General features: G+C 49.8%; 22 protein-coding genes. 6 read left to right on the top strand and 16 right to left on the bottom strand.

Translation table 11 applies throughout. The features are described 5' to 3' along the window. The first annotated feature begins 253 nt into the window (after window positions 1–253). Window positions 254–1,309, top strand: a complete 1,056-nt coding sequence (locus FFM82_RS06600) for a GntR family transcriptional regulator (protein ID WP_137645074.1) — start codon at window positions 254–256, stop codon at window positions 1,307–1,309. Window positions 1,310–1,335: 26 nt separating this feature from the next. Then, window positions 1,336–2,184: a helix-turn-helix domain-containing protein gene (locus tag FFM82_RS06605; protein WP_137645075.1), complete on the top strand. Its 849-nt coding sequence runs from the start codon at window positions 1,336–1,338 to the stop codon at window positions 2,182–2,184. Window positions 2,185–2,257: 73 nt separating this feature from the next. Here FFM82_RS06605 and FFM82_RS06610 read toward each other — a convergent pair whose 3' ends face one another. The 4 genes from FFM82_RS06610 to FFM82_RS06625 all read right to left on the bottom strand — a co-directional run bounded on the left by FFM82_RS06610 (window position 2,258) and on the right by FFM82_RS06625 (window position 7,864). Further along, a complete protein-coding gene (locus FFM82_RS06610; RefSeq protein ID WP_137645076.1) occupies window positions 2,258–3,691 on the bottom strand; it encodes a serine hydrolase in 1,434 nt (477 codons plus the stop codon). 189 nt (window positions 3,692–3,880) lie between these two features. Beyond that, window positions 3,881–6,487 (bottom strand): bifunctional acetaldehyde-CoA/alcohol dehydrogenase, encoded by a 2,607-nt coding sequence (gene adhE, locus FFM82_RS06615; protein ID WP_170178239.1) that lies wholly within the window; start codon window positions 6,485–6,487, stop codon window positions 3,881–3,883. A gap of 311 nt (window positions 6,488–6,798) precedes the next feature. After that, window positions 6,799–7,260 (bottom strand): universal stress protein, encoded by a 462-nt coding sequence (locus FFM82_RS06620; protein ID WP_137645077.1) that lies wholly within the window; start codon window positions 7,258–7,260, stop codon window positions 6,799–6,801. A 49-nt stretch (window positions 7,261–7,309) separates the two neighbouring features. Continuing rightward, window positions 7,310–7,864: a PadR family transcriptional regulator gene (locus tag FFM82_RS06625; RefSeq protein WP_137645078.1), complete on the bottom strand. Its 555-nt coding sequence runs from the start codon at window positions 7,862–7,864 to the stop codon at window positions 7,310–7,312. Window positions 7,865–8,053: 189 nt separating this feature from the next. On the opposite strand from FFM82_RS06625, the gene FFM82_RS06630 reads away from it, so the two are divergent. Next, window positions 8,054–8,590, top strand: a complete 537-nt coding sequence (locus FFM82_RS06630) for a phenolic acid decarboxylase (protein WP_137645079.1) — start codon at window positions 8,054–8,056, stop codon at window positions 8,588–8,590. A gap of 116 nt (window positions 8,591–8,706) precedes the next feature. On the opposite strand, the gene FFM82_RS06635 is transcribed toward FFM82_RS06630, so the two are convergent. The 4 genes from FFM82_RS06635 to FFM82_RS06650 form a co-directional block, all read right to left on the bottom strand. Beyond that, complete coding sequence (locus tag FFM82_RS06635) at window positions 8,707–9,021, bottom strand: hypothetical protein (protein WP_137645080.1); 315 nt, start codon at window positions 9,019–9,021, stop codon at window positions 8,707–8,709. 6 nt (window positions 9,022–9,027) lie between these two features. Further along, window positions 9,028–9,708, bottom strand: coding sequence for a S41 family peptidase (locus tag FFM82_RS06640; protein ID WP_170178240.1), 681 nt, complete (start codon window positions 9,706–9,708; stop codon window positions 9,028–9,030). A gap of 172 nt (window positions 9,709–9,880) precedes the next feature. After that, window positions 9,881–10,681 (bottom strand): 2-keto-4-pentenoate hydratase, encoded by an 801-nt coding sequence (locus FFM82_RS06645; RefSeq protein WP_137645082.1) that lies wholly within the window; start codon window positions 10,679–10,681, stop codon window positions 9,881–9,883. Between the two features lie 638 nt (window positions 10,682–11,319). Continuing rightward, the gene (locus FFM82_RS06650; RefSeq protein ID WP_137645083.1) at window positions 11,320–11,805 is read right to left on the bottom strand and encodes a GNAT family N-acetyltransferase; all 486 of its coding nucleotides are present in this window, start codon (window positions 11,803–11,805) and stop codon (window positions 11,320–11,322) included. Window positions 11,806–11,956: 151 nt separating this feature from the next. Between FFM82_RS06650 and FFM82_RS06655 the strand changes: the two genes are divergently transcribed. After that, window positions 11,957–12,829 carry a DegV family protein gene (locus tag FFM82_RS06655; RefSeq protein ID WP_137645084.1) on the top strand — a complete coding sequence of 291 codons (873 nt, stop codon included), beginning with the start codon at window positions 11,957–11,959 and terminating at the stop codon, window positions 12,827–12,829. Between the two features lie 59 nt (window positions 12,830–12,888). On the opposite strand, the gene FFM82_RS06660 is transcribed toward FFM82_RS06655, so the two are convergent. The 8 genes from FFM82_RS06660 to rpmH form a co-directional block, all read right to left on the bottom strand. Further along, the gene (locus tag FFM82_RS06660; protein WP_137645085.1) at window positions 12,889–13,305 is read right to left on the bottom strand and encodes a helix-turn-helix domain-containing protein; all 417 of its coding nucleotides are present in this window, start codon (window positions 13,303–13,305) and stop codon (window positions 12,889–12,891) included. A gap of 133 nt (window positions 13,306–13,438) precedes the next feature. Further along, window positions 13,439–14,023, bottom strand: coding sequence for a signal peptidase I (gene lepB / locus FFM82_RS06665; RefSeq protein WP_137645086.1), 585 nt, complete (start codon window positions 14,021–14,023; stop codon window positions 13,439–13,441). A gap of 132 nt (window positions 14,024–14,155) precedes the next feature. Beyond that, window positions 14,156–16,069, bottom strand: a complete 1,914-nt coding sequence (mnmG, locus tag FFM82_RS06670; RefSeq protein ID WP_137645087.1) for a tRNA uridine-5-carboxymethylaminomethyl(34) synthesis enzyme MnmG — start codon at window positions 16,067–16,069, stop codon at window positions 14,156–14,158. Window positions 16,070–16,090: 21 nt separating this feature from the next. Then, window positions 16,091–17,482, bottom strand: coding sequence for a tRNA uridine-5-carboxymethylaminomethyl(34) synthesis GTPase MnmE (mnmE, locus tag FFM82_RS06675; protein ID WP_137645088.1), 1,392 nt, complete (start codon window positions 17,480–17,482; stop codon window positions 16,091–16,093). A 287-nt stretch (window positions 17,483–17,769) separates the two neighbouring features. Beyond that, window positions 17,770–18,690, bottom strand: a complete 921-nt coding sequence (gene jag, locus FFM82_RS06680; protein WP_137645089.1) for an RNA-binding cell elongation regulator Jag/EloR — start codon at window positions 18,688–18,690, stop codon at window positions 17,770–17,772. A 213-nt stretch (window positions 18,691–18,903) separates the two neighbouring features. Continuing rightward, complete coding sequence (gene yidC, locus FFM82_RS06685; protein ID WP_137645090.1) at window positions 18,904–19,737, bottom strand: membrane protein insertase YidC; 834 nt, start codon at window positions 19,735–19,737, stop codon at window positions 18,904–18,906. A gap of 15 nt (window positions 19,738–19,752) precedes the next feature. After that, window positions 19,753–20,097 (bottom strand): ribonuclease P protein component, encoded by a 345-nt coding sequence (rnpA, locus tag FFM82_RS06690; protein WP_003640224.1) that lies wholly within the window; start codon window positions 20,095–20,097, stop codon window positions 19,753–19,755. A 113-nt stretch (window positions 20,098–20,210) separates the two neighbouring features. Next, window positions 20,211–20,345, bottom strand: coding sequence for a 50S ribosomal protein L34 (gene rpmH / locus FFM82_RS06695; RefSeq protein WP_003640225.1), 135 nt, complete (start codon window positions 20,343–20,345; stop codon window positions 20,211–20,213). A gap of 507 nt (window positions 20,346–20,852) precedes the next feature. On the opposite strand from rpmH, the gene dnaA reads away from it, so the two are divergent. Together dnaA and dnaN are read left to right on the top strand one after the other, a co-directional pair. Beyond that, window positions 20,853–22,214 (top strand): chromosomal replication initiator protein DnaA, encoded by a 1,362-nt coding sequence (gene dnaA / locus FFM82_RS06700; protein ID WP_137645091.1) that lies wholly within the window; start codon window positions 20,853–20,855, stop codon window positions 22,212–22,214. A gap of 176 nt (window positions 22,215–22,390) precedes the next feature. After that, a complete protein-coding gene (gene dnaN / locus FFM82_RS06705; RefSeq protein WP_137645092.1) occupies window positions 22,391–23,530 on the top strand; it encodes a DNA polymerase III subunit beta in 1,140 nt (379 codons plus the stop codon). Window positions 23,531–23,565 lie beyond the last annotated feature (35 nt).

The raw sequence follows: 23,565 nt of genomic DNA on the forward strand, positions 1-23,565 counted from the left end.
CTGTGACTAATGTCACGGCCTCTTTGCGTTTCCGTCCGCTAATCGTCGAACTGCGTGCCAAAAATCAGCTGACTTTAATCACAGGATCACTCGTTTCATCCGATTGTTTCACGTGAAACATAGTCAATATTTAAAGGTAAGTTGATATACTTTGTCACTTGAAATATATCATGTAAGCGCTTAAAATCATACTAAATTTAAGGCAATTGACGAAAAAAGTTGTTTTCGTCGGTATACCAGGTGGAGGGATACGATGGCAAAGTACGCGGTTCTATATCAACAACTTCGGATGGCGATTCTGCGTGGCGAGTACGCACCTAACGACCGCCTTCCTAGTGAAAATGCCGTGGCAATCAAGTACGGTGTCAGTCGGATCACCTCTAAGCGGGCGCTCAACGAACTGGCCGCGGCCGACCTGGTCTATCGGGTTCGCGGCGGCGGTACTTACGTGAAACCGCATAAAAGTACGAGCCAGCGTGAAATCCTGTTAGTACTACCATTTGAAGCACCGGCTTTCGGGGATTACCAAAGCGGTATCCAGGCGACCCTTGCCGGTACGACCTGGCAACTGCGCTTAATGGCTAACGACAGCTTTCTGCAACGGGACCCGCTCGACTTGGCGCACCACGTTGCCGGGGTGATCTATTACCCCCAAAACTTAGCAACCGAGTTGCCCCTACTGATGGCGTTACACGCTCACCGGTTACCGCTCGTCGTGCTGGATAAGCGGCCGGCCGCGCTGGCAGTGCCCAGCATCGTCAGTGATAACGTTGCCGGCGGCCAGTTAGCCTGCGCCCACCTACAACGCCACGGCCACCAACGGATCGCCTTTTTACCCGAGACCCCGTTTTGGCAAACGTTCACCGGGACCGTCAGCGACCGCTTCATGGGGTACTTCAACCAGTTGAAGCTAGCGGACACGGACGTCACGCTCCCGCTACGTTGGGCACAGGCGCTTCAGACTTGTACCGACGCAGTTCAGCTTGAAGGTTACCTCCACGCCCAGAAAATTACGGCGTTAATTGCCGAAAACGACGTGGTGGCCCTAAAAGCGATGCACCGGTTACAGGAAGTAACGCCGACCATTTTAGACCAGTTGGCGATTATCGGCTTTGATAACTTGCCGGCCGCCGCGAAAAACGACCCCGCGCTGACCACCGTCGTCCAGGACTTTGCCGGTATCGGTGCTAAGGCCGTCGAAGCGTTGCTGGATCAGATCAACAACCCCGAACGCACCTTTAACAACCCCGAAACGGTCGCCGTCAAGTTGGTAGCGCGGGCCTCAACGACCGAAACCGTTCGTAACTAGCTCACCCACACATAGGAGGGATCTTCATGGATGCTCAACAATTAATGGCAATTTATCCGCACGCGACGGTTCAGTCCGCCCCGGCGTTAAGCGACCATACCGTTTGCGTTAAGCTAGCCGCCGGTAAGTACCTGTGCATCGATACGACGAACTTGGAAGACCGCGAGCTCGCCCTCCTAGAATTGCTAGCCACGCCAAAGGCCAGCGTCCAAACCGACGACTGGACCGCCTACTTACTCGGAAAAACGGCGCACGCGCCGCAAACCACCGCTGAACAGTTTCAGCTCGTCTATTTCCGGGTACGGTTTACCGACGCTACCCAGAGCCGGACCGCTTGGTTGCAAGCCTTCGCCGCCCTCTTTGACGGCTGCCTGCACCAAGCTTGGACGGCTAAAACGGCAGGGTACTTACTATTGAAGCAACCGGTCAGCGCCGAAACCGACCTGCCCGCCATGCTGGCACTTCTAGACGATGACTTTGCAACCAATACCACCGTATTACTAGGAAGCCAGCAACCGCACGATGCCAAGTTGCCCCGCGTCTATACCGTTGAGCAGCAGTTGTTCAGTCAAGAGCACCAGCAAGCGGTCACCACGGTTACGGCGCAACTACTGCCCGCGTTAGCTGGACCGCGCAAGCTGGAATTACGGGCGCTGTGTACCCCGCTGCTACGAGTGCCCGAAAACCAGCAGTTGATCCGGGCGCTTTACCAAACTTTAGGCAACGTCCGTCAGGCGGCCGCCCACCTCTTCGTCCATCGGAATACCCTGCTTTACCGCATCGACAAGTTCGAACGCGCCAGCGGGTTCGATTTGAAAAACATGGACGATTTAATCTATTGTTACCTCCTCGTGCTGGCTGCACCCAGCACTTAGTTTATTAGTTCTACCCAAAAGGGCCGGTGTTCACAAAACTGAACACTGGCCCTTTTGGACTTTTTTTTAACTGTTAATAAACGATTTGTTGTACTTTTTTCGTAATCTTGGCAATCCGCGGGAAACCACTGAAACCGGATTGATGGTGGCCCCAAGTCAAGACAACCAGCAAGTAGCGCTGACCGTTCGGTAACCGCACGATTCCGGCGTCGCCGTTGTTACTTTCCAAGAAACCGACCTTATCCTGCACCTTGGTACCCTTATTAGCCCGCGCGGCGCCAGTTGGAATTCCCTTCCGGTAAACCTGCTTGCCCATCAATTTCAAAATGAAGGCGCGGTCCGATTTATTCGAAAAGGCCTTTTTACCATTTTGTAAGTCCTTAAGCACCTTGATCAGGCTGTTAGCCGTCGTCCGCGATGCCCGGGTCGCGCTAAACGTATTGCCGTAATAGCCCTGCGATGCAAGCCAGCGGTTGATGTTAGTCCGGCCGTACTTGCGTAAAATGCTGACCGGGTAGTCGTTGGCGGAATTAACGATCATCCGCGTGACTCCCGCCCGGTTCGCCTTAGTCCACTTGAAACGCTTCTGTTGCTTTAAGTGCAAGACGTAGGCCGCGATGTACAGCTTATAAGTGCTGGCCGAAACGGTTGAATACTTACCGCAAGCGTTGACCGCCAGCTTACCCGCTTTATAAACCGAGGCGTGCGGCGCCTTTGCGGCTTTACTGCCCTTAACTGGTGACAGATTGTAAAACGCCACTTCGGCAGTTTTATCCTTGGTCACCGACGTTAAATACGTTTTGAGCCGTTTGCGAATCGCGGCTTGGTGCTTGGCTACGTCGTAATAGGTGCCCTTCTTAAGGTCCTTATGCCAGACCCAGCCCTTGGTTTTACCACTCGTGACGTAGTAGTAGCAGTAGGTTTTCCCGTTTTGATAGTAATGGCGCTTCTTAGTCGCCCGGTAAGTCTTCTTCTTACTAATGGTTTGGCCCTTGACCCAGTGCATCGCACTATTTTTACCAGAAAGTTGATAAATTTTTTGCGTCGGCGCCTTTGCCTTCTTAAAGCTCGTCGCCCGAACGTAATTTTTGGCCTTGATCTTTTGCGCCCCGTTGACCTGGTAATGGCGGCCAGCCTTCATCAGCTTAGCCGCGACCCAGCCGGTTGCCCCGTTACGCGCGTTCTTAACGTACAAGTAACGGGTCGTTTGCCCGTTCGGCGTTGTTACATCACTCCGTCCGGTCGCCGTCCAAGTCGTCTGGCGGTAATTTTTCAAATCATGGTTTGCACTCAACTTGACCTGCGCGTGCGCATCCGTAAAGCGGTACGTTTTTCCCGCCCGCACACTGTAATACGCGGTTGGCCGTAACTTGACCGTTGCCGTACGAGTTGTTGGGCGCGTGGCCGTCGCATTGTCAGCAGTCGCGCTTGGCGTCGCCAGTAGCCCCCCACTGATAACGCCAGCTAACAATAGCCCAAGCCCCCGTTTAGTTACCGATAACTTCATTTAGAAGTCCCCCTTCGTTATAAGGTTGAGTTGCATTTACCTTATCCGTCATAAGTATAGGTTAGTTTGGATATAAAAGGAACTAATATTTCAATTAATTATGAACACCAAAAAGGCCCCCGTTTTGGTGGCTAGCCACCAAAACGAGAGCCTAATGATGAAATTAGAGGAACCCGTATTTAATTAACCCTATTTTTCCACTCCTTGGCCGTCCCATTCGCGTTCGAGTAAGGCCTTCAATTCCTTAATGAGTGGTTCACGCGGGTTAGCCGTGGTGCATTGATCTTCGTATGCTAATTCAGCAAGGTGATCAACACTCGCATCGAAATGCTTCTTTTCAACCCGGTTAGCCTTGAGTGATAACGTGACGTCCATTGAATGTGCTAAGTCAATGAATGCCTTAACTAAGCTTTCCTTGAGTTCTTCGTCGGTCTTGCCTGGTAAGCCAATGGCCCGGGCAATATCAGCGTAGTCGCCTAAAGCGGTATTGTAGTTGTACTTCGGCCACATTGCCAGCTTCGTTGGGATTTCCGCATTGTAACGAACAACTTGTGGGTAAGTGATCGCAATCGCTAACCCGTGAGGAAGGTTGAATTCCCCACCAAGTTTGTGGGCGATTGAGTGGTTAATGCCCAGGTAGGCGTTCGCAAAGGCCATCCCGGCCATCGTGGACGCATTGTGCATGTGTTCACGCGCTTCCTGGTCACCATCGTAGGACGCTTTCAAGTACTTGAAGGCTAACTTCAAGGCTTGAATCGACCATGCGCGACTGTAGTCGGTAGCCATGACTGAAACGTAGGCTTCGGTAGCGTGGGTAATCACGTCCAACCCAGTCCAAGCAGTCGTGCGTGGTGGTACCGTTTCAACGAATTGTGGGTCAACGATGGCAATGTCTGGTTGCATTGCGTAGTCGGTGATCGGGTACTTAACGTGCGTCTGGGAGTCAGTAATAACCGCGTATGGCGTTACTTCTGACCCGGTCCCGGAAGTCGTTGGGATCCCAATGTAAGTTACTTTGTTCGGTACTGGGACCTTGTAAGCCCGTTTCCGAATATCCAAGAACTTCTGCTTAGCACCTAAGAAGGAAGCTTCTGGATGTTCGTAGAAGAGCCACATCCCCTTGGCGGCGTCCATTGCGGACCCACCACCTAAGGCAATGATCGTGTCTGGTTCGAAGGCCTTCATGCGTTCGACCCCTTTGAAGACCGTATCCGATGACGGGTTCGGTTCAACTTCGGAGAAGATGTCGATATCAACCGGTTCAACCCGTTGATTCAAGACGGCCGTTACTCGGTCAGCGTAGCCGAACTTAACCATCCCAGGGTCACAAACTAGAAAAACCTTTTTGATGCCAGCCATTGTTTCAAGGTAGCGGAGAGAATTGGGCTCAAAGTAGACCTTGGGAGGCATCTTTACCCATTGGATATTGTTCCGACGCTTCGCCACCGTTTTGATGTTGATCAAGTCCATGTCAGAAACGTTGTGAGAAATCGAGTTACCACCGTAAGAACCCGTGCCCAGAGTTAACGATGGGGTCATGTTGTTGTAAATGTTACCTAACCCACCAACTGAAGATGGTGTGTTAACCAAGATCCGGCAAGCTGGCATGGCCAGGCCGAACTTCTTAACTAAGTCGTCGTCAGTCGTGTGAATGCCGGCCGTGTGACCTAAACCACCATAATGAAGTAAGTCGTCACAAATCTTGAAGGCTTCTTCGTTCGAGCTGGACTTGTAAACCGTCAGAACTGGTGATAATTTTTCACCGGAAAGTGGGAATTTCAAGCCGACACCCTTTAATTCGGCGATCAGAACGCGGCATTCAGGGTCAACGTCCTTTAAGCCGGCCATTTGAGCAATTTCGTAAGCGGATTTCCCGGCAACCGGACCACGAACGGTGTGGCGGTTCGGATCAATAACCGCGTCACTCAACGCTTGGACGTCCTTAGGCTTTACAATGTAGCAACCTAAGCGTTTGAATTCTGCCATTAAATCGGCGTAGATTTCTTTATCAATAACGGCACTGTTTTCTGACGCACAAATCATCCCGTTATCAAAGGTCTTAGAAAGAACGATGTCGTTAGCCGCCTGCTTGATGTTAGCGGACTTTTCAACGTAAGTCGGGCCGTTACCAGGACCAACCCCTAAGGCTGGCTTCCCTGATGAGTAAGCGGCGGTAACCATGCTTGGACCACCGGTTGCCAAGATCGTGGCAACGTCCGGATGGTGCATTAAAGCGCTGGTAGCGTCAATGCTTGGGTGTTCAATGTAGAGCACCGCGTCAGCCGGGCCACCGGCAGCTGCAATCGCCGTCTGAATAATCCGGGCAGTTTCCGCACAGCACTTTTGAGCTTGTGGGTGGAAACCAAAGACAATCGTGTTCCGTCCTTTTAATGAGATTAAAGTTTTGAAAACAACCGTTGAAGTTGGGTTCGTAACCGGCGTAACCCCGGCAACGATGCCGACTGGTTCGGCAATCTTCATCATTTTCTTTTCGGCATCTTCTTCTAAGATCCCAACGGTCTTATCATGACGCATACTATTCCAAATATATTCACTAGCATAAATGTTCTTGATGGCCTTATCTTCAACGACCCCACGGCCAGTTTCTTCAACGGCCATCTTGGCCAGTTTCATGTGGTTATCCAGAGCGGCCACCGCGACCTTTTCACACAGTTCATCAATCTGTGCTTGGTCGTACGATTTTAATTCCGCTAAGGCTTTCTTAGAACGCTTAACGAGTTCATCAACCTCGTTAGTCGTTTTCTTGGTTTCTTTGGTGTCTGCAGCTTTCATCATGGTTCGGTTCCTCCATTCCATTCTTTGTGAATCAATTTACAAACTTTATTATAGCGAGCTTTGTTCAAAATGCAACAACCAATTTGAAATTTTTTCAAAAATTATGTTCTTTACCGTTTGTAATCGCTTATATTAAGGGATTTTAGATTTTTAAATAAATTTAAAATCAAGCTCACACATACACAAGTCTGGACGGTTTGTTTGCCTATCTGGACATAAAATGTCCCACAAAACCATAAAAAAAACGTTCCGCCCATGCTAATTAAAGCTTGGTTCGAAACGTTTTTTCAAAATTTTATTTCGTATCCGCCTTAGCGCACAACGATAACGGAGACCGGTGCCTTTTTAGCTAACCGCGGACCAATTGCCCCCGAAATTTTCGAATGGGCAAACTGGGTGTCGGCGCCCGTGACTAACAGATCCGGCTTGAAGTCCGGAATGACCTGTTCCAAAATAACGTCATCGACGTCGCCGCCTTCGTAGACCAGTGGTTCCACGTGTTCCACGCCGTTGGCCTCCGCCAATTTAACGTAGTCGGCCACGACTTGTTCCACGTGCCGCCGCTTTTCTTGCAACTTGGACGGTGTCAGTGAGTCAAAAATATTGATATCTTCACTTTCTAACACCGAACAAATTCCGAGGTGTACCGCGTAGTCGCGGGCCAGCGTCGTGGCATACCGAAATGCCCGTTCGGACGACGTATTATCATCTTCATCCACCGTTAGTAATACCCGCCGGTAGACTAACGGTTCCTGCATAGCTTGGTTTTCCATTGCTAACGCCCCTATCTGCTAATTGAGTTGTAACACTGTCATTATACCGCTAAGCTTGCGCGTGCTTCACGGTTTTCAACGTCTGCTTGAGCCAGTTCACGTAGTAACTTTCCCGGCCGACCGCGTGTTGCAAGATCAAGTAATGGCCGTAGTTGTCCGCGATTTGCTGGTCGTCGCCAAAGACGGTTGTCATCCGCCCCTTTAAATGGGTCAGCTTCGCCGTATGCAATCGCAACTGTTCGTGCAACATTACGGATAACCGCGGATCAGTACTTTTGCGGATAAAGTAGAGTTTTAAAATAAATTCATCCTTAGTCGCTGTTAATTCCGGTGTTCCGACCGTGATCCAGTCGCGCAGGCGCGCCGTTCCCAAGTCGGTAATGTGATACAGTTTCTTTTCCAGTTTTTCACCGCTCACCATCACTTCGTGGGTAATGGCGCCCTGTTCCTCTAAACGTTTTAATTGCGGGTAAATTTGGCTGTGCTGCGCTTGCCAAAACTCGCCGATTTCGTTATCAAACGACTTTGTCAGGTCGTAACCGGTCAGGGGCCGCTGATTTAATAGCCCTAAAATAATAAACTGTAATTTATTTTTTTGTGCCATAAAATCCCTCCCTCGCTCCCAGTATACACTAATTAGCGGCACAAAACCGGTTGTTAACGACAGGTTAACAATGACTGCTTAAGGCCCCGGGCTTGACGGATAGCCCGAATCGGTTTATGCTTAATTCCGTCGCTTAACATGTAATTAATTACATGTATATAAAATCATAAAACTAGAGGAGCTCATCACATGACTAAAACATTCAAAACGCTCGCTGACTTTTTAGGCACCCACTTCATTTACACCTACGATAACGGGTGGGAATACGAATGGTACGCTAAAAATGACCACACCGTCGACTACCGGATCCACGGTGGGATGGTTGCCGGCCGCTGGGTCAAGGATCAGGAAGCCAACATCGTGATGCTGACCGAAGGCATCTACAAGGTCGCTTGGACCGAACCAACCGGGACCGACGTTGCCCTAGATTTTCTGCCTAATGATAACAAGGTCAACGGCACGATTTTCTTCCCAAAATGGGTGCAAGACCATCCTGAAATTACCGTTACCTTCCAAAACGACCACATCGATTTAATGGAAGAAGCCCGCGAAAAATACGCGACCTACCCGAAGCTTGTCGTTCCCGAATTTGCCACGATCACCTACGCGGGCGACGCCGGTCAAAATAACGACGACGTCATTGCTGAAGCCCCTTACGCCGGCTTACCCGACGACATCCGTAACGGCAAGTACTTTGATCAAAATTATCACCGTATTAACGCGTAGTTAACCGGTATTGCAGCAGGTTTTATAACAATGTATTAAAAGAGGTTTTATAACCAGCATTAAACCGCGCACTGTAACCGTCTAGCGACAAGTTGCAGTGCGCGGTTTAATTTAGTTTAGTTTCCAGTTTTTGCGGATTGTCGTGGTAACTGCTGAACCAATTCATCCCAAAAATCAGCATCGAGCGGCTGTTGCTTGCGGTACTGACTGCCCCGCGGTGCGACCGGTGCATACAAGGTCTGGACATCCGGCTTAAGCGGTTGGTTATTGAACTGCCTTTGACCATTGATCGCGACCTGACTAGTAATCGTGCCGACCGTCAGCACGGCCGCCGCTTTTTTAGACTTGGCAACGTAGCCCGTATTCACACTCGTATACCCGGCTGTCGGGTGGCCAATCGTCGTCACGTTCGGATTACGTTTCAAAGCCATAACCGTTTATTCGGCGGCACTACCGGTGCGATTATCCATAATCAACAGCACCTTTTGGTCGGTTCGCTGCCGCGGCGCCCGGTACGTCATTGACTGCTTATTCAGACCACCGTAGATGCGTTTAGTGGTCATGACTACCGGTTTGGCGTGACCGTGCTTATCAACTTCTGACCATAACGTTCCCCGGGGAATGACAGCCGCCAGCCCCGCAATCATCGGACGGTAATCGCCACCCCGATTATGGGCAAAGTTCAAAATCAGGACCGGTTCGTCCTTCAACTTAGTCACGCACCGGCGTAATTGCTGCTGATACTTCTGCGTCTGCGCATCGTCAGTCGAAAAAAACGACGGCACGTTCAGGACCCGGTAACCGCGAACGGCACTAATCGATGGCGCGTTAATATCTTCGAATTGTTTGGGCGTTGTCGCTACGAACGAGTGCCGGTTACCCTGCTGTAAAACTTGGTTAAGTTCGCGCACACTTTTAATTTTTTGGCCGTGTTCGGTTTGTTTCATTAACGCCGCCCACCGCTTAGGATGTTCAATAATTCCGGTACGATCCATCTTCGTTACGATGGCGGGCGCATCAATGTCCGGCGTTGCCCGCGTCGCCTTATGACACCCAGTTAGCACCAGTAACAAGCTAACTGTGAATAATGTTAACCCTCGCGATTTAGCTATTAGCACGCCACCTATCCCCCTTTTATCCGTTTCGTTCGGTCGCCAATCAAGCGCACCGCAACGTCCACACCCACAGTATACCGGTGTCCCCACTGGCCGCCTACCACGACCTGAATGTTTCACGTGAAACATTGGCAGAAAAAAAGCCGTTACGCAAATGCGCAACGGCTTAACTATTTTAATCGTTAGTCATCTCTAATTGAACGCTTCCGAGTTGATGATCAAAATCCGCTTGCCAGTGACCGACCGTTAAATGCGGCGGTAGCACGAACGTACCGGAAGAGACCCGCTGACCGGCCGTCAGCTGCTTATGCTGACTTGCCAGTTTACCCACTAACCAGTGCAACGATTTTAACGGGTTACCCAGCACTTCGCTGGCAACCCCGGTTTTCAACGTTTCCCCATCGTGAACCAAGGTACACTTAGGGGTCGCCACGTCCGCAACCGAATCAAAGACGCTGTCGGTATCCCGTTCAGTGCCGTAAACGACTAGGCCGCCAACCGCGGCATCCGCCACGACTAAGTTCTTAGGTAAATCTGGGAACCAGTCCGAAAAACGCGAATCTGGTAATTCCAGCGCCGGTGCGACCGTCGTTTTGTGGAACAAATCGGTTAGGCTGTCTTCAGCGGTCAGCGTCTGTTTGGCCTTAAAAACCAGTTCAACTTCTACGAGTGGATCCATCAATTGGCTTTGCCGGACCGTGGCCGGGGCCGCTAAGAAATGATCAGCAACCTGCGCCCCGTATAGCGGCGCATCGGCGTCAAACATCTTTTGGGTCTGTTCACTAGTCAGTGAAACTTTATACCCGCCCAACGGTTGATTCTTGAGCACAGTGAGCGCGGCTTGAACCCGGTAAGCAGCGTCTTCATCCGGTACTTGGTTGGCTAAGTCGGCCATGTTAAGCGGTTGTTGGTGGCGGTACGCGTCAAAAAGTTGTTGTGCGACTTGGGTTTCGGTTACTGTCATTGTTTTGGTCATAAGTGCTACCTCCGTCTATGTGTTGGTGTTGGTGTTAGTGCTGTAACTATGTGTGATTGCTATGTGTTAATCGTTTGAGTTGTCCTTAATAATATGTGTAACGCCTAAAATATGTGTGGCTACGTTCGTAACCGCTAAAATCAATATGTGTCAGCAATTTACCCTAACGCAACGAGGATGCTGACCCCTCGCCCAAGGTTAATGCGACTAGCCACCGTTGCCCACTGTTGGTAACTAGCCACCTGAATGTCCGATTTCATCATCCTCACCACCTTTAATTGACTAAAAAAACGTCCTTCAACTAACTCTACCGAGTTAATTAAAGGACGTCTGTAACGGGTTACCACCTTTATTCGTGTCAGCTTCGCAGCCAACACCTTAGCACGTACGGCACACTGGGTGCGATACGCCGGTACACTAATGGGTACCATCCAACGCCTTCTCCAAATCATTTCGGGGCGCAACTCCAAGGTGATCCGCGCTGAGACGTTTTGACTGCCTTTCACCAACCTGCAGCTCGCTGACTAACGTTTCCAGTGCCGTTCCTCATCACAGTTTTTAATCTTAATTTAATTAATGATTAGAGTTTAGCGCCGGTTTTTACCGATGTCAACCCCAAAATTAAAAAATAATTAGATTTAATTAAAGTGGTGATGAGTTAGTGCGTTTAAGTCAACAAGGGCCACGTATTGCTCCGTGCGGGTATCCCGCAGCGTGTAATTCGGCGGTACCGCGTCCTCATCAGTTTGTACGATTTCAAAGCCGACCTGGGCGTAGAAATCCAGCGCCGCCTGGTTAGCAATTACGCATTTCAGCGTCAACGGCGCCGTTGCGTACTGCCGCATTTCCATCAACAAACGCTCGCCAACTTTTAAATGGCGAAAGTCCGGACTAACAAATAATAGGTGAATGAAGTTGGCCAGCCGGTATAATGAACAAAAACCGGCGCGCTGGCCATCGATCCACGCCACCAGGACGAATTCACCACGGCTATCCTGGTCGAAATCTGCCAATTGCGGGTGGCTAACCCACGGAAATTCGCGTTGGCGATCAATTAGGTAAATTTCAGCTAACGCCGCCTGATCCGCCGCCGTCGCTGGTTTTATCGTCATCTGAGCTGTCATCAAACCACCCTTCCTAGCAATTAATTGTTTTCATTATGCCGGTTTCAATCCCCGATTACAACTCGGGATTTTGGAACCTGAAAGACGCTAGATTCGGGTATTAACAAGCGTTATAATACAGTATAAATTCTTTCACAAGATGGGAGCCACTATGAAAACCGCAATTGTCACGGATAGTGCTAGTTATTTATCGGCAGCCGATATCCAGAAATACAATATCCACGTTGTTCCAATCACGGTCATCTTTGGTAAGCAGACCTACCTCGAAAACGTCGAGATCACTTCCAAAGAATTTTACGAACGAATGCGCACCGCGCCCGAATTGCCAACAACGACGCAGATCACCCTGGGTCAGATGCAAACAATGTATGATCAACTCGCCGATGAGGGCTACGATGCCGTAATCAGCATCCACCTATCTTCCGGGATCACTAGTTTTATCAATAATCTAGAAAGCTTTCTCCCGAACGTCACGAACATTAAAGTTTACCCGTTCGATTCCAAAATTACCGCGGCCGGTGAGGCTTACATGGTCCTACTCGCCGCCAAACTCGTCGCGGCCGGCTACACTCCCGAAGAAGTTATTGACCAATTGGTAAAAATTCGGGAAACGACCCAAGTTTTCTTCGTCGTTGACAACCTTAGCCACCTTGTCCGCACCGGGCGCTTATCCAACGCTTCCGGATTAGTTGGCAACCTGTTACGCATCAAACCAGTGTTAACCTTTGAAGATGGCAAGATTGTGGCGATTGAAAAAGAACGGACGATGCGCCGCGCCTACACCGCTATTAAAGCTAAACTGGCCGCGGCGGTGGCCGCCGCCGACTACCCGCTGCGCGTCACCATTGAAAACGGGAATAATCCCAAGCTTCAGGCCGAATGGACCGCTGACCTAACCGCCAGTTTTCCCGACATTACCATTGATGAAGGTGAAATCGGACCGGTTGTTGGCGTCCACGTTGGCGAAGGCGTGATGGGGCTCATTTGGGCCAAGGACTGGGAACGCTGGCCAGTTGAAAAATAACCATTAACTGATAAGGACCGTATTATGAAGCGTTCACTTCATAACACGGCCCTTTAACGTTACTTTTTCTTCGACTTTTTCTTTTTCTTCTTGGCTTTCCGCTTCCCCTTACCGGTTTCCTGAACTTCCTTCGCCAGTAACTTATTGGCCTTTTTCAGCAACTTGGCCCGCTGCGGTTCGTCGAGTTGCTGCCACAATGCGACTAGTTGTGGATCAACTGGCGGGGTCGCCTCAACGACTGGTTCCACCGGCAAGGTCGCTGGCGGGGTCGGCTGGTCAGTCAAACCTACCAGCCATTCCGGGTCAACCGCTAACGCTTCTGCCAAAGTGACGACCTTATCGTGCTTCGCCACGTACTTTTCACTTAGCCACTGACTGATTGATGAACGGCCAATCCCCGTTTGTTTTGCAAGCTGCGCTGAACTCAGCTCCGCTTGCTGCATTGCCGTCTTTAATCGTTCTGCAAATACGCCCATGCTGGTGCCTCCTGTCAATTAATTAGTTTATATTTTAGGCTTGTTCATTGCTAAACACAATAATTGTTTACTTTTCTGAACAGTTACCGCTCAAAAACGGGTGATACGCCATTCCGGTGCATCACCCGTTTTTTTAATAACCCAGACTATTAACGTTATGCCGGCGGGTCGCGTTCGTATCCCACAGTGGGACTTTAACGACGCCAATCACCTTTTTCGCCGGTACGAAGCCCCAGTAGCGACTATCGTTTGAGACCGACCGGTGATCGCCTAATACAAAGTAACTATTTTTCGGTACTTTGACCGTCTTATCGGCCCATTCATTGCGATTCCCTAACGCGTAGAGGTCCCAGTTGCCAGTCCCCTGTGTTCGTTCAAACTGACTGATAAACTTTTGCGAAACGACCTTACCATTGACGTAAATCTTACCGTCCTGCGCTTTAACCGTATCCCCGGGCATCCCAATCACCCGCTTCACGTACTTCACCCCGGTCTTCGCAATCGGATCAACCTTATGGGCGTTGAACACGATCACACTGAGGTGTCGAATCTTTGCCGTTTTAACCACGGCGACCCGTTCATTATTTTCTAAGTTCGGTTCCATCGAGGGTCCGTCAACCCGAACTAATGTAAATACAAAGTAACGAATAATCGTGGCCACCAGCAGCCCGATGACGATCGGAACTACCCAGCTCATGATACTCTTGAACACTCTCATTTCTGCAGCTCCCTAACCGTTAACTTCCCATAATTATAATCCAAACGGCGCCGCTTGTCTGTGCCGGTCCTTTATTTTTTTACGAAAAAAACGCGCCTGCCAAACTTGGCGGGCGCGTCCCGTTTTGCTTCATTAATCTTCAACTTTAGCAATGCGCCCGCGCTGAATGTAAACACTCAAAATCGCGATATCGGCAGGGTTAACTCCACTGATCCGGGATGCCTGGGCAATCGTCGTTGGTTGAATTTTCTTTAGTTTTTGGTGGGCTTCGGTTGCGAGTCCGTCGATCGCATAGTAATCGATACGGTCCGGAATCTTCTTGGCTTCCAACTTCTTCAAGTGGTCGACCCGTTCCTCGGCCTTGGTAATGTAACCCGCGTACTTAATTTGGATTTCAACTTGTTCGATAATGTGTCGTTCTAGCGGTTGCGGCGCTGCCGGAATGAACTTCATCAAATCGGCGTAGCGCACTTCCGGCCGCTTCAAGAAGTCGGCTGCTAAGACGCCGTCCTTTAAGATGCCGGAATGGTGGGCTTCTAAGAAACTGTTGACCGCATCGTTAGGCTTAATACGGATTTTGCCTAACCGGTCAAGCTCATCCTTGATAGCCTGGCGTTTAGCTTCAAACGCGGCGTAACGGTCATCATCGATCAAGCCGAGGTCGCGTCCCTTATCGGTCAAGCGTAAATCAGCATTGTCGTGCCGTAAGATCAAGCGGTATTCCGCCCGACTCGTTAATAATCGGTACGGTTCGCTAGTTCCCTTAGTGACCAAGTCATCGATCATGACCCCAATGTAGGCGTCACTGCGCTTAAGCGTCAGCTGGTCACGGTCTAGGGCCCGCAAACCAGCGTTAATGCCGGCGATTAGGCCTTGTCCGGCCGCTTCTTCGTAACCGGACGTCCCGTTAGTTTGCCCCGCCGTGTAAAGGTTCTTCACCAATTTAGTTTCGAGCGTGGCTTTCAACTGGTAAGGCGATACGACGTCGTATTCGATGGCGTATCCCGGCCGCATCATTTCGGCCTTTTCCAGGCCCGCAATCGAGTGCAGAATGCGTTGTTGGACTTCTTCGGGCATCGAGGTGGACAAGCCTTGTACGTACCATTCATCCGTATTGCGACCTTCTGGTTCCAAGAAAAGTTGGTGACGCTTCTTGTCTGCGAAACGGACGATTTTGTCTTCAATCGACGGGCAGTAACGCGGCCCGACCCCTTCGATCACGCCGGTAAACATCGGTGCACGGTCAAGGTTGTCATGAATAATCTTGTGAGTAGTTTCGTTGGTATACGTCAACCAGCAAGACAGTTGGTGCTTTAAATCGAGGTAGTCCTCGTCCTTAGTTTCAAAGCTAAAGTGGTGTGGTTCCGGATCACCGGGCTGTTCTTCGGTCACGCCGTAGTCAATGGTATTACCATCAACCCGTGGCGGCGTCCCGGTCTTAAAGCGTTCCAGGTTAAAGCCAAGGCGTTCCAAATCACCCGAAAGTTTCATCGCCGGTTGGGAGTTGTTCGGACCCGAAGAATACATCAATTCACCAATGATGATTTTCCCACGGGCGGCCGTCCCGGTCGTCAACACTACGCTCTTGGCGGAGTAGTGGGCGCCGGTATTGGTAATAACCCCCTTGCAGACGCCGTCTTCGACGATCAAGCCGTCGACGATTCCCTGGCGTAAGGTCAAGTTGGGTTCGCGTTCGATCGTGTGCTTCATTTCAGCGCTGTAAGCGTGCTTATCGGCCTGTGCCCGCAGTGCCCGGACAGCCGGACCCTTCCCGGTATTTAACATCCGCATTTGGACGTAAGTCTTATCGATGTTGCGGCCCATTTCGCCACCCAACGCGTCGATTTCGCGCACAACGATCCCCTTCGCCGGGCCACCCACGGACGGGTTGCAAGGCATAAAGGCGACCATGTCTAAGTTAATGGTCATTAATAAGGTCCGGTTTCCCATCCGGGCGGCGGCTAAGGCCGCTTCTGAGCCGGCGTGGCCGGCACCCACAACGATGACGTCGTAGTCGCGACCCTGATACTGCTTTACTTCTGTCATGATTCTCTTTTTCCTCCTACACTACTTACCCAAGCAGAACTGGCTAAATAGCTGGTCTAATAATTCATCTTCATAGCTGTCCCCGGTAATTTGACCGAGAAATTCCCAACAACGAGTCATATCAATTTGTACGAGGTCGACCGGCATCCCCGCCGCGATCCCCGTCTGAACGTCGCTCAGCGCCTGCTTGGCCTGGTTTAATAACCCAATGTGGCGGGCGTTCGTGACCATGACGTTATTTTGACTGCTTTCAATGCCTTCGTTGAAGAACATCTTGGCAATCCGCTGTTCCAACTGTTCAACACCGGACTGTTGCAGGACCGACATGCTTAACACGTCGGCGGGATCAACCAATTGGTCTAGCTGCTTGCGGTCCAACTGGGTCGGTAAATCGGTTTTATTTAAAATCACGATCCGCTTCGACTCAGCGGTTTGCTTCAACAATTCCTGGTCTTCGTTGGTTAGCGGCTGGCTGCTATCCAGCACTAACAAGACGAGGTCGGCGGCCCCGATCGCCTTGCGACTGCGTTCAACCCCGATTTTTTCGACCTTGTCTTCCGTATCGCGAATGCCGGCCGTATCAACTAACTTCAACGGTACCCCGCGGACGTTCACGTATTCCTCAATCACGTCCCGAGTCGTTCCGGCTACGTCGGTCACGATGGCCTTATCTTCGTGTAATAAGTGGTTTAGTAAACTCGACTTACCCACGTTCGGCCGGCCGATAATTGCCGTTGCCAACCCTTCACGCAGGACTTTCCCCTGCTTAGCGGTTGCCAACAGCTGGTCGATACTTTGTCCGACCTCGACCGCCTTTTCTTTAAGCATCTTAGTCGTCATCGCTTCGACCGCGTCGTATTCCGGGTAGTCGATGTTGACTTCGACCTGTGCCAATACGTCTAAAATATCTTGGCGGAGGTGGCGAATGAGTTTCGAGAGGTCCCCGTCCAACTGATTCAACGCAACTTTCATTGATTTATCAGTCTTCGCGCGGATCAGGTCCATGACGGCTTCCGCCTGTGAAAGGTCCAAGCGACCGTTTAAAAAGGCCCGTTTGGTAAATTCACCCGGTTCGGCCATCCGTGCGCCGTGACTTAAAATCAATTGCAAAATTTTGTTGGTCGCCACTAAGCCACCGTGACAGTTGATTTCCACCACGTCTTCACGGGTGTAAGTTTTCGGTGCCCGCATGACCGAAGCCATCACTTCATCGACTTCCTGATGGGTGTCCGGGTCAACGATGTGACCGTAGTTAATGGTATGGGACTGAACTTTGCTCAGGTCCTTGCCCTTAAAGATTTGCGCGACAACGTTGAACGTCTGGTCACCGCTAATTCGAATAATTGAAATACCACCTTCGCCAGGTGGCGTGGAAATCGCCGCAATCGTATCAAATTCCGTGGTCGTTGGCATCTTTCATCATGTCCTTTCTCTAAACATCCGTACGGTGGGGCTCGCCCCACAATTAAGTCAGTAGTGCTGGGAAATTCCCGTCATACCGCCTAATACCATACCAAAAAACACTTCTAATTAGTTAACAATATGTCCTAAAAAGCATAAAAAAAGCGCCTAGTCCACGCCACCTTAAAGCGTGGATAAAGCACTTTGACTACTTTATCTAAAAGATAAGAATGATTAATACTTACTATAATAGCTCATTTGACGTTTGTCAAACGCCTGTTTGCGTTCATTTACGCCGACTATTTACGAATCGTTACCACGACGGCACGGTGCGGGTCGCGGCCCTCCGAAAAAGTGGTGACGTGGCGGTTATTCGCCAATTCCGCGTGAATCAACTTGCGCTCAAACGACGGCATCGGGTCCAAAAAGACCTGCTTGCCAGTCGCAATCGCTTCACGGGCGGTACTTTCCGCTAACCGTTTCAAGGTCGCGGCCCGCCGTTCCCGGTAGTCGTCGACGTCCAACACGACGTTAACGTGCGAAGCGCCGTGATGATTCATATAAACTTGGGCTAAATCCTGCAAAGCGTTGATCGTACGCCCGTGCTTACCAATCAGCAGCCCTTGCTTAGCCGTATCGAAATTCAGGGTCGCGTGGCGATTGCCGAAGTCGACGTCTAGGTCCGCAACGATACCGAGCTGCTTAACGATTTCTAACAAGTACGCACTGAGATCGCGAACCGCTTGTTCGTTAGCCGCTTGCCGGGCCGCAATTTCTTGCGGTGAGCGCACCGGAATGGCTTGGTCAGCTGTCCGTGCGGGCTGATCCGCCTTTTTAGCCGATTTTATGGTTGCGGACTTTGCAGCCTTGGTCGCCTTAGCGGCCGGCGACTGCTTAGCCACGGCCGGCTTTTTCGGTGCGGCCGTCGTTTTAATCCCGGCCTGCGTCTGAATAACCGCCGCCGGCTTCACTTTTGGTGCGGGCGTCACTTTCAACTGTGGCTGAACGGTCACTTTTGGTGCCGCCGGTTTCTTCGGCGCTGGCGCTGCGGAGGCTGGCACCGCCGTTAACTTAACTTGGGCGGGTTTCTTACCCAGTCCCAAAAAGCCCTTCTTCGGTTCCGCAACCACGTCAATCGTGACCTGGTCACGCGTCACTTGCATGGCTTTTAAGCCGGCCGCGATGGCGGCTTCGACGGTATTACCTTCAAATACTGTCATTCGTGTTTCCTCCTCATAAAAAATACCTGCGTCCATTATAGCATTTCAGCACGACTGCCGGTGAAGAAGGTTGACCGGGGTTAAGCATATTAATTAGGGTTGATGCTCAAATTCGTTTTTGACCATCTAGTAAACATCACTGCAAAGATTGGGCGTTGGTCCTTCAAAAGGAACCCACAAAAAAGACCCACCGCATGGCAGGTCCATTTGTATTTAACGTTTGTGATTGCGAATCGCACGTTTTCTAGCTTTTTCAAGTGCTTTCTTACGATCACGTTCCGCTTGCTTCTTTTCCGCCCGTTCGCGATTGATCTTGAATGGGTTTTGTAATAACAAGGTTTGTCCAACTTGGAACGCGTTGGAAATTACCCAGTAGAGGGATAACGCGGATGGGACGTTGATGGCCGTAATTAAAATTACGATCGGCATCAAGTACGTCATCGAAGTGGTCATCCCGTTGGTTTCCGGTTGTGACTTCATCGCTAACCACGAACTTGCGAACGTGAACAGCGCGGCCAGAATCGGTAACACGTAGTACGGGTCCTTGCTCCCTAATTGGAGCCAGAGGAACGTTCCGCTCTTCAAGACTTGCGTCCGCCAGATGGCTTGGTACAACGCAATCAGGATTGGCAATTGAACGAGTAATGGCAACATGCTGGCCATTGGATGAACGCCGTGCTTAGCGTACAGTTGCTTCATCTCGGCCTGCAACTTTTGCTGAGTTTCCATATCGCGTGACGAATACTTTTTCTGAATCGCCTTTAACTGCGGTTGGATCTCTTGCATGGCGACCATGTTACGCGTCTGGAAGATCATTAACGGTAAGATAATGATCCGGATAATCAACGTAAAGAGGATAATCCCCATACCGTAACTTTGGCCAAATAAGTTTGATAACCAAATAATCGCCCGTGAGAAGTTCAAGATGATCAAGCCATCCCAAAAGCCGGTGCTATTCTCCGTAATCGGCGCATTACTACATCCGGTTAACACTAGTGCGATGGCTAGTACGGCCAGCATTGCCAGTATTTTTTTGTACTTTTTCAAACGAATGTCCTCACTTTAATCATTGTCCAGCAGGTGCGCTAGCTTTAGCGCATGGCTTAGATAAGCTTTGGTTTCGGCTTGCGACTTACCGGCAACGGTTGGTCGGGCAATGACGAGGAAGTCGGCATCTTGCTTAAGCTGCGGCTTTAACTCGGTGATTGATTGCCGAATCCGGCGTTTCACCCAATTACGTGCAACGGCGTTCCCAATCTTTTTACCGACTGAGATGCCCACGCGGAAATGGGGTTGCCCCGGTTTTTCCAAAACGTAAATGACAAATTGACGATTGGCATACGAGTTGCGGGTCTCAAAAACTTGTTGAAATTCAGTTTCCTTTTTTACCCGATATGATTTTCGCATAATCCATCTCCATGTGTGCGCTCAAGCTAACCTGAGCGAATTGCTACACAACTTTACAGCCCTAAACGCAACGGTCTAGGACTGTAAAGAAAAAGCCACTGATTATCAGTGGCCTATGCAGACAATACTTTTCTGCCTCGTTGGCGGCGACGAGCTAACACTTTACGGCCATTGCTGGTGCTCATCCGTTTGCGGAAGCCATGTACACGTTGACGATGACGCTTCTTTGGTTGGTAAGTTCTCTTCATGATGACACCTCCTTCTCCATAATGACATGAATCGGTACGATTTAAGTCGTTAGTTTCAAAACGCAGTCTAAATCCTAAACGCATTTCCTGACTACTATAGCATAGAATGCCAAATTTGAAAACAAAAAGTTAAAATTTTCACCGCTAATACCGACCAGCTGATCGATTTATTTTGGGGGCAACGTTGGGGATGGTCCGCGAACAACTTTCCGGTATCCCCAAACTGTGAACAGGCTTTTGCACAGAATCACTGGTTGTGATTAAAGTTATCCACAGCCCCATTTTATCGTGTGCATAACTCTGAGATGCCTTGCTACGTTAGGCTTAATTTTAAACTTAATTTTGTGGATAACTGGCAGCTTATGAAATTTCGGCTGACTTTTCGACAAGCTGTGATTATTTTAAAAACAGCCTGTGATTTATTCTAACTTCAGTTGTCCACCTGTGGAAAACTCAATACGTTCATGCTAAAATAGAATTACGTTTTTTAAGAAAAGGGGTATCCACGTGCTGGAACGTAATGACTTATGGAATCTCATTAAGTTCTCCATGGAACAGGATCTGTCCAAGATCACGTTCCAAACGTTTGTCGAACCCGCGAAACCACTCCAGCTCGATAACTCCCAAATGACGATCGAAGTGCCAACTAATTTACACCGCGATTATTGGGAAAAGAACCTGGCTGCCAAATTTACGGACCTCGCAATGCAGGCAACCAACGAGCAAATTCGCCCGGTCATGATAACGGAAGAAGAACATCAGCAACTTACGAAAGATTCGCAAGTGACTACCGGTAACGTTGCGGCTGGTCAATCCGCCAACGCAACTACCCCCACATTTATGCGGGAAACGAAACTCAACCCGAAATATACGTTCGATACTTTCGTGATCGGCAAGGGCAACCAAATGGCCCACGCCGCCGCGTTAGTGGTGTCGGAAGAACCCGGCTCCATGTATAATCCGTTGTTTTTCTATGGGGGCGTTGGTCTGGGCAAAACCCACCTAATGCACGCTATCGGTAACAAATTATTAGAATCGGACCCGACGCGTAACGTCAAGTACGTGACCAGCGAGTCCTTTACCAACGAACTGATCAATGCGATCCAAACTAAAAAACAAGAAGCGTTTCGGGAAGAGTACCGTAACGTCGACTTGCTTTTGGTCGATGATATTCAGTTCTTTGCTAACAAGGAAGCCACTCAAGAAGAGTTCTTCCATACGTTTAACGCTTTATATGAAGAGAACAAGCAAATCGTCTTAACGTCCGACCGCTTGCCGAACGAAATTCCGCAACTGCAAGACCGACTCGTATCACGGTTCAAATGGGGCTTATCCGTTGATATCACCCCACCAGACCTCGAAACCCGGATTGCAATTTTACGGAATAAAGCGGATCTGGAAGGCATTACCATTCCCGACGATACGTTAAGTTACATCGCCGGCCAAATCGACTCCAACGTGCGTGAACTTGAGGGCGCCCTTGCCCGGGTTCAGGCTTATTCGCGCCTTAATAACTCACCAATCACCACGAGTTTAGTGGCCGATGCTTTGAAAAGCCTACACCTTAACTCGAAGCTATCCGAAGTCTCGATTCCGGTCATTCAGGAAAAGGTCGCTAAGTATTTCCACGTGACCGTGGCGGAACTTAAGGGGAAGAAACGGAATAAACAAATCGTGATCCCGCGCCAAATCGCCATGTACCTATCACGCGAACTGACCGACAGTTCACTACCGCGAATCGGTAACGAATTCGGCGGGAAGGATCATACGACCGTTATTCACGCCTATGATAAGATTGAAGCGGCCCTTAAAACCGACACCGAGATGCAAAAATCAGTTGGTGATTTGAAGGGGCAGCTCAAAGCCTAATGTGGATAAAAATGAATAAGTTGCTAAATTGTCCACAAGTTATGCACATGTGGACAATTCAAGTCAGACAGGCTTTTTGCAAACTTTTCCACAATATCCACCGCACTACTAGTACTACGAACTTTAATTACTAATCTATATTTAACCGCACCGTTACTAGAAGAGAGGATCAACTTATGAAATTCACGATCAACCGATCAGCATTCATTAAAGAATTAAACAACGTCCAACGGGCAATTTCTTCTAAAACCACGATTCCAATTTTAACTGGTTTAAAGCTAGACGTTGCTAGTGACGCCATTACCTTAACCGGTAGTGACGCCGATATTTCAATTGAAACCACGATTCCAGCTGTCGACGACAACAATACGTTAGTCGTGGAAGCGGAAGGCTCCATCGTCTTACCCGCACGTTTCTTCAGCGAAATCGTTAAGAAATTACCTGAAGATACCATGACGGTCAACGTTGAAGACGGCTTTCAAACCCAGATCACCTCGGGGGCCGCGTCCTTTACGATCAACGGCTTAGATCCGGAAAACTACCCGCACCTACCCGAAATTGATACGACCAACACCGTGACCCTAGCCGGCGACGTCTTTAAAGAATTGATCGGTCAAACGGTTATCGCCGTTTCAACCCAGGAAAGCCGGCCGATTCTGACCGGGGTCCACTTTATTTTGAAGGACGGCGAATTTTTAGCCGTTGCAACCGATTCACACCGCTTAAGTCAACGTAAAATTAAGTTACCGGAAGCTAATAACGCCGATTATGACGTGATTATTCCGGGGAAAAGCTTAACCGAACTTTCCCGGATGATCGGTGACAACAACCCCGACGTTCAGATGCGCTTATCCGAAAACCAAGTGTTGTTCGTGTTGGGTAACACTTCGTTTTATTCCCGCTTACTGGAGGGGAACTATCCCGATACATCGCGCTTGATTCCAAAAGAATCGAGTACAACCGTGGAAATCGAAGCGCCGGCGCTCTCCGCTGCAATTGAACGGGCATCATTACTGTCACACGAAAGCCGCAATAACGTGGTTCGGTTCTCGGTCAACCCAAGTGATAAGACGGTGACGATTTTTGGGAACTCGCCGGACGTCGGTGAAGTCACCGAACAGTTGCAACCAGCCGAATTAACCGGTGATGAACTGGAAATTTCGTTTAACCCGGACTACATGAAGGAAGCCTTACGTTCGTTCGGCCAAGCCATGATTCGGATTTCGTTCACGATGGCGTTACGACCATTTACGTTGGTCCCAACCGAAGACGGCGAAAACTTTATTCAGTTGATCACGCCGGTACGGACTTTTTAAGCACTGAATAAATATCCAAATTCAAGTAAAGCCCC

The organism is Lactiplantibacillus plajomi, from assembly GCF_005405405.1.
In the GTDB taxonomy this organism is placed as follows: domain Bacteria; phylum Bacillota; class Bacilli; order Lactobacillales; family Lactobacillaceae; genus Lactiplantibacillus; species Lactiplantibacillus plajomi.

Coding starts and splice junctions, on each gene's coding strand:
- FFM82_RS06600 (WP_137645074.1), top strand. CDS start 254: ATGGCAAAGTACGCGGTTCTATATCAACAACTTCGGATGGCGATTCTG.
- FFM82_RS06605 (WP_137645075.1), top strand. CDS start 1,336: ATGGATGCTCAACAATTAATGGCAATTTATCCGCACGCGACGGTTCAG.
- FFM82_RS06610 (WP_137645076.1), bottom strand. CDS start 3,691: ATGAAGTTATCGGTAACTAAACGGGGGCTTGGGCTATTGTTAGCTGGC.
- adhE (WP_170178239.1), bottom strand. CDS start 6,487: ATGATGAAAGCTGCAGACACCAAAGAAACCAAGAAAACGACTAACGAG.
- FFM82_RS06620 (WP_137645077.1), bottom strand. CDS start 7,260: ATGGAAAACCAAGCTATGCAGGAACCGTTAGTCTACCGGCGGGTATTA.
- FFM82_RS06625 (WP_137645078.1), bottom strand. CDS start 7,864: ATGGCACAAAAAAATAAATTACAGTTTATTATTTTAGGGCTATTAAAT.
- FFM82_RS06630 (WP_137645079.1), top strand. CDS start 8,054: ATGACTAAAACATTCAAAACGCTCGCTGACTTTTTAGGCACCCACTTC.
- FFM82_RS06635 (WP_137645080.1), bottom strand. CDS start 9,021: ATGGCTTTGAAACGTAATCCGAACGTGACGACGATTGGCCACCCGACA.
- FFM82_RS06645 (WP_137645082.1), bottom strand. CDS start 10,681: ATGACCAAAACAATGACAGTAACCGAAACCCAAGTCGCACAACAACTT.
- FFM82_RS06650 (WP_137645083.1), bottom strand. CDS start 11,805: ATGACAGCTCAGATGACGATAAAACCAGCGACGGCGGCGGATCAGGCG.
- FFM82_RS06655 (WP_137645084.1), top strand. CDS start 11,957: ATGAAAACCGCAATTGTCACGGATAGTGCTAGTTATTTATCGGCAGCC.
- FFM82_RS06660 (WP_137645085.1), bottom strand. CDS start 13,305: ATGGGCGTATTTGCAGAACGATTAAAGACGGCAATGCAGCAAGCGGAG.
- lepB (WP_137645086.1), bottom strand. CDS start 14,023: ATGAGAGTGTTCAAGAGTATCATGAGCTGGGTAGTTCCGATCGTCATC.
- mnmG (WP_137645087.1), bottom strand. CDS start 16,069: ATGACAGAAGTAAAGCAGTATCAGGGTCGCGACTACGACGTCATCGTT.
- mnmE (WP_137645088.1), bottom strand. CDS start 17,482: ATGCCAACGACCACGGAATTTGATACGATTGCGGCGATTTCCACGCCA.
- jag (WP_137645089.1), bottom strand. CDS start 18,690: ATGACAGTATTTGAAGGTAATACCGTCGAAGCCGCCATCGCGGCCGGC.
- rnpA (WP_003640224.1), bottom strand. CDS start 20,097: ATGCGAAAATCATATCGGGTAAAAAAGGAAACTGAATTTCAACAAGTT.
- rpmH (WP_003640225.1), bottom strand. CDS start 20,345: ATGAAGAGAACTTACCAACCAAAGAAGCGTCATCGTCAACGTGTACAT.
- dnaN (WP_137645092.1), top strand. CDS start 22,391: ATGAAATTCACGATCAACCGATCAGCATTCATTAAAGAATTAAACAAC.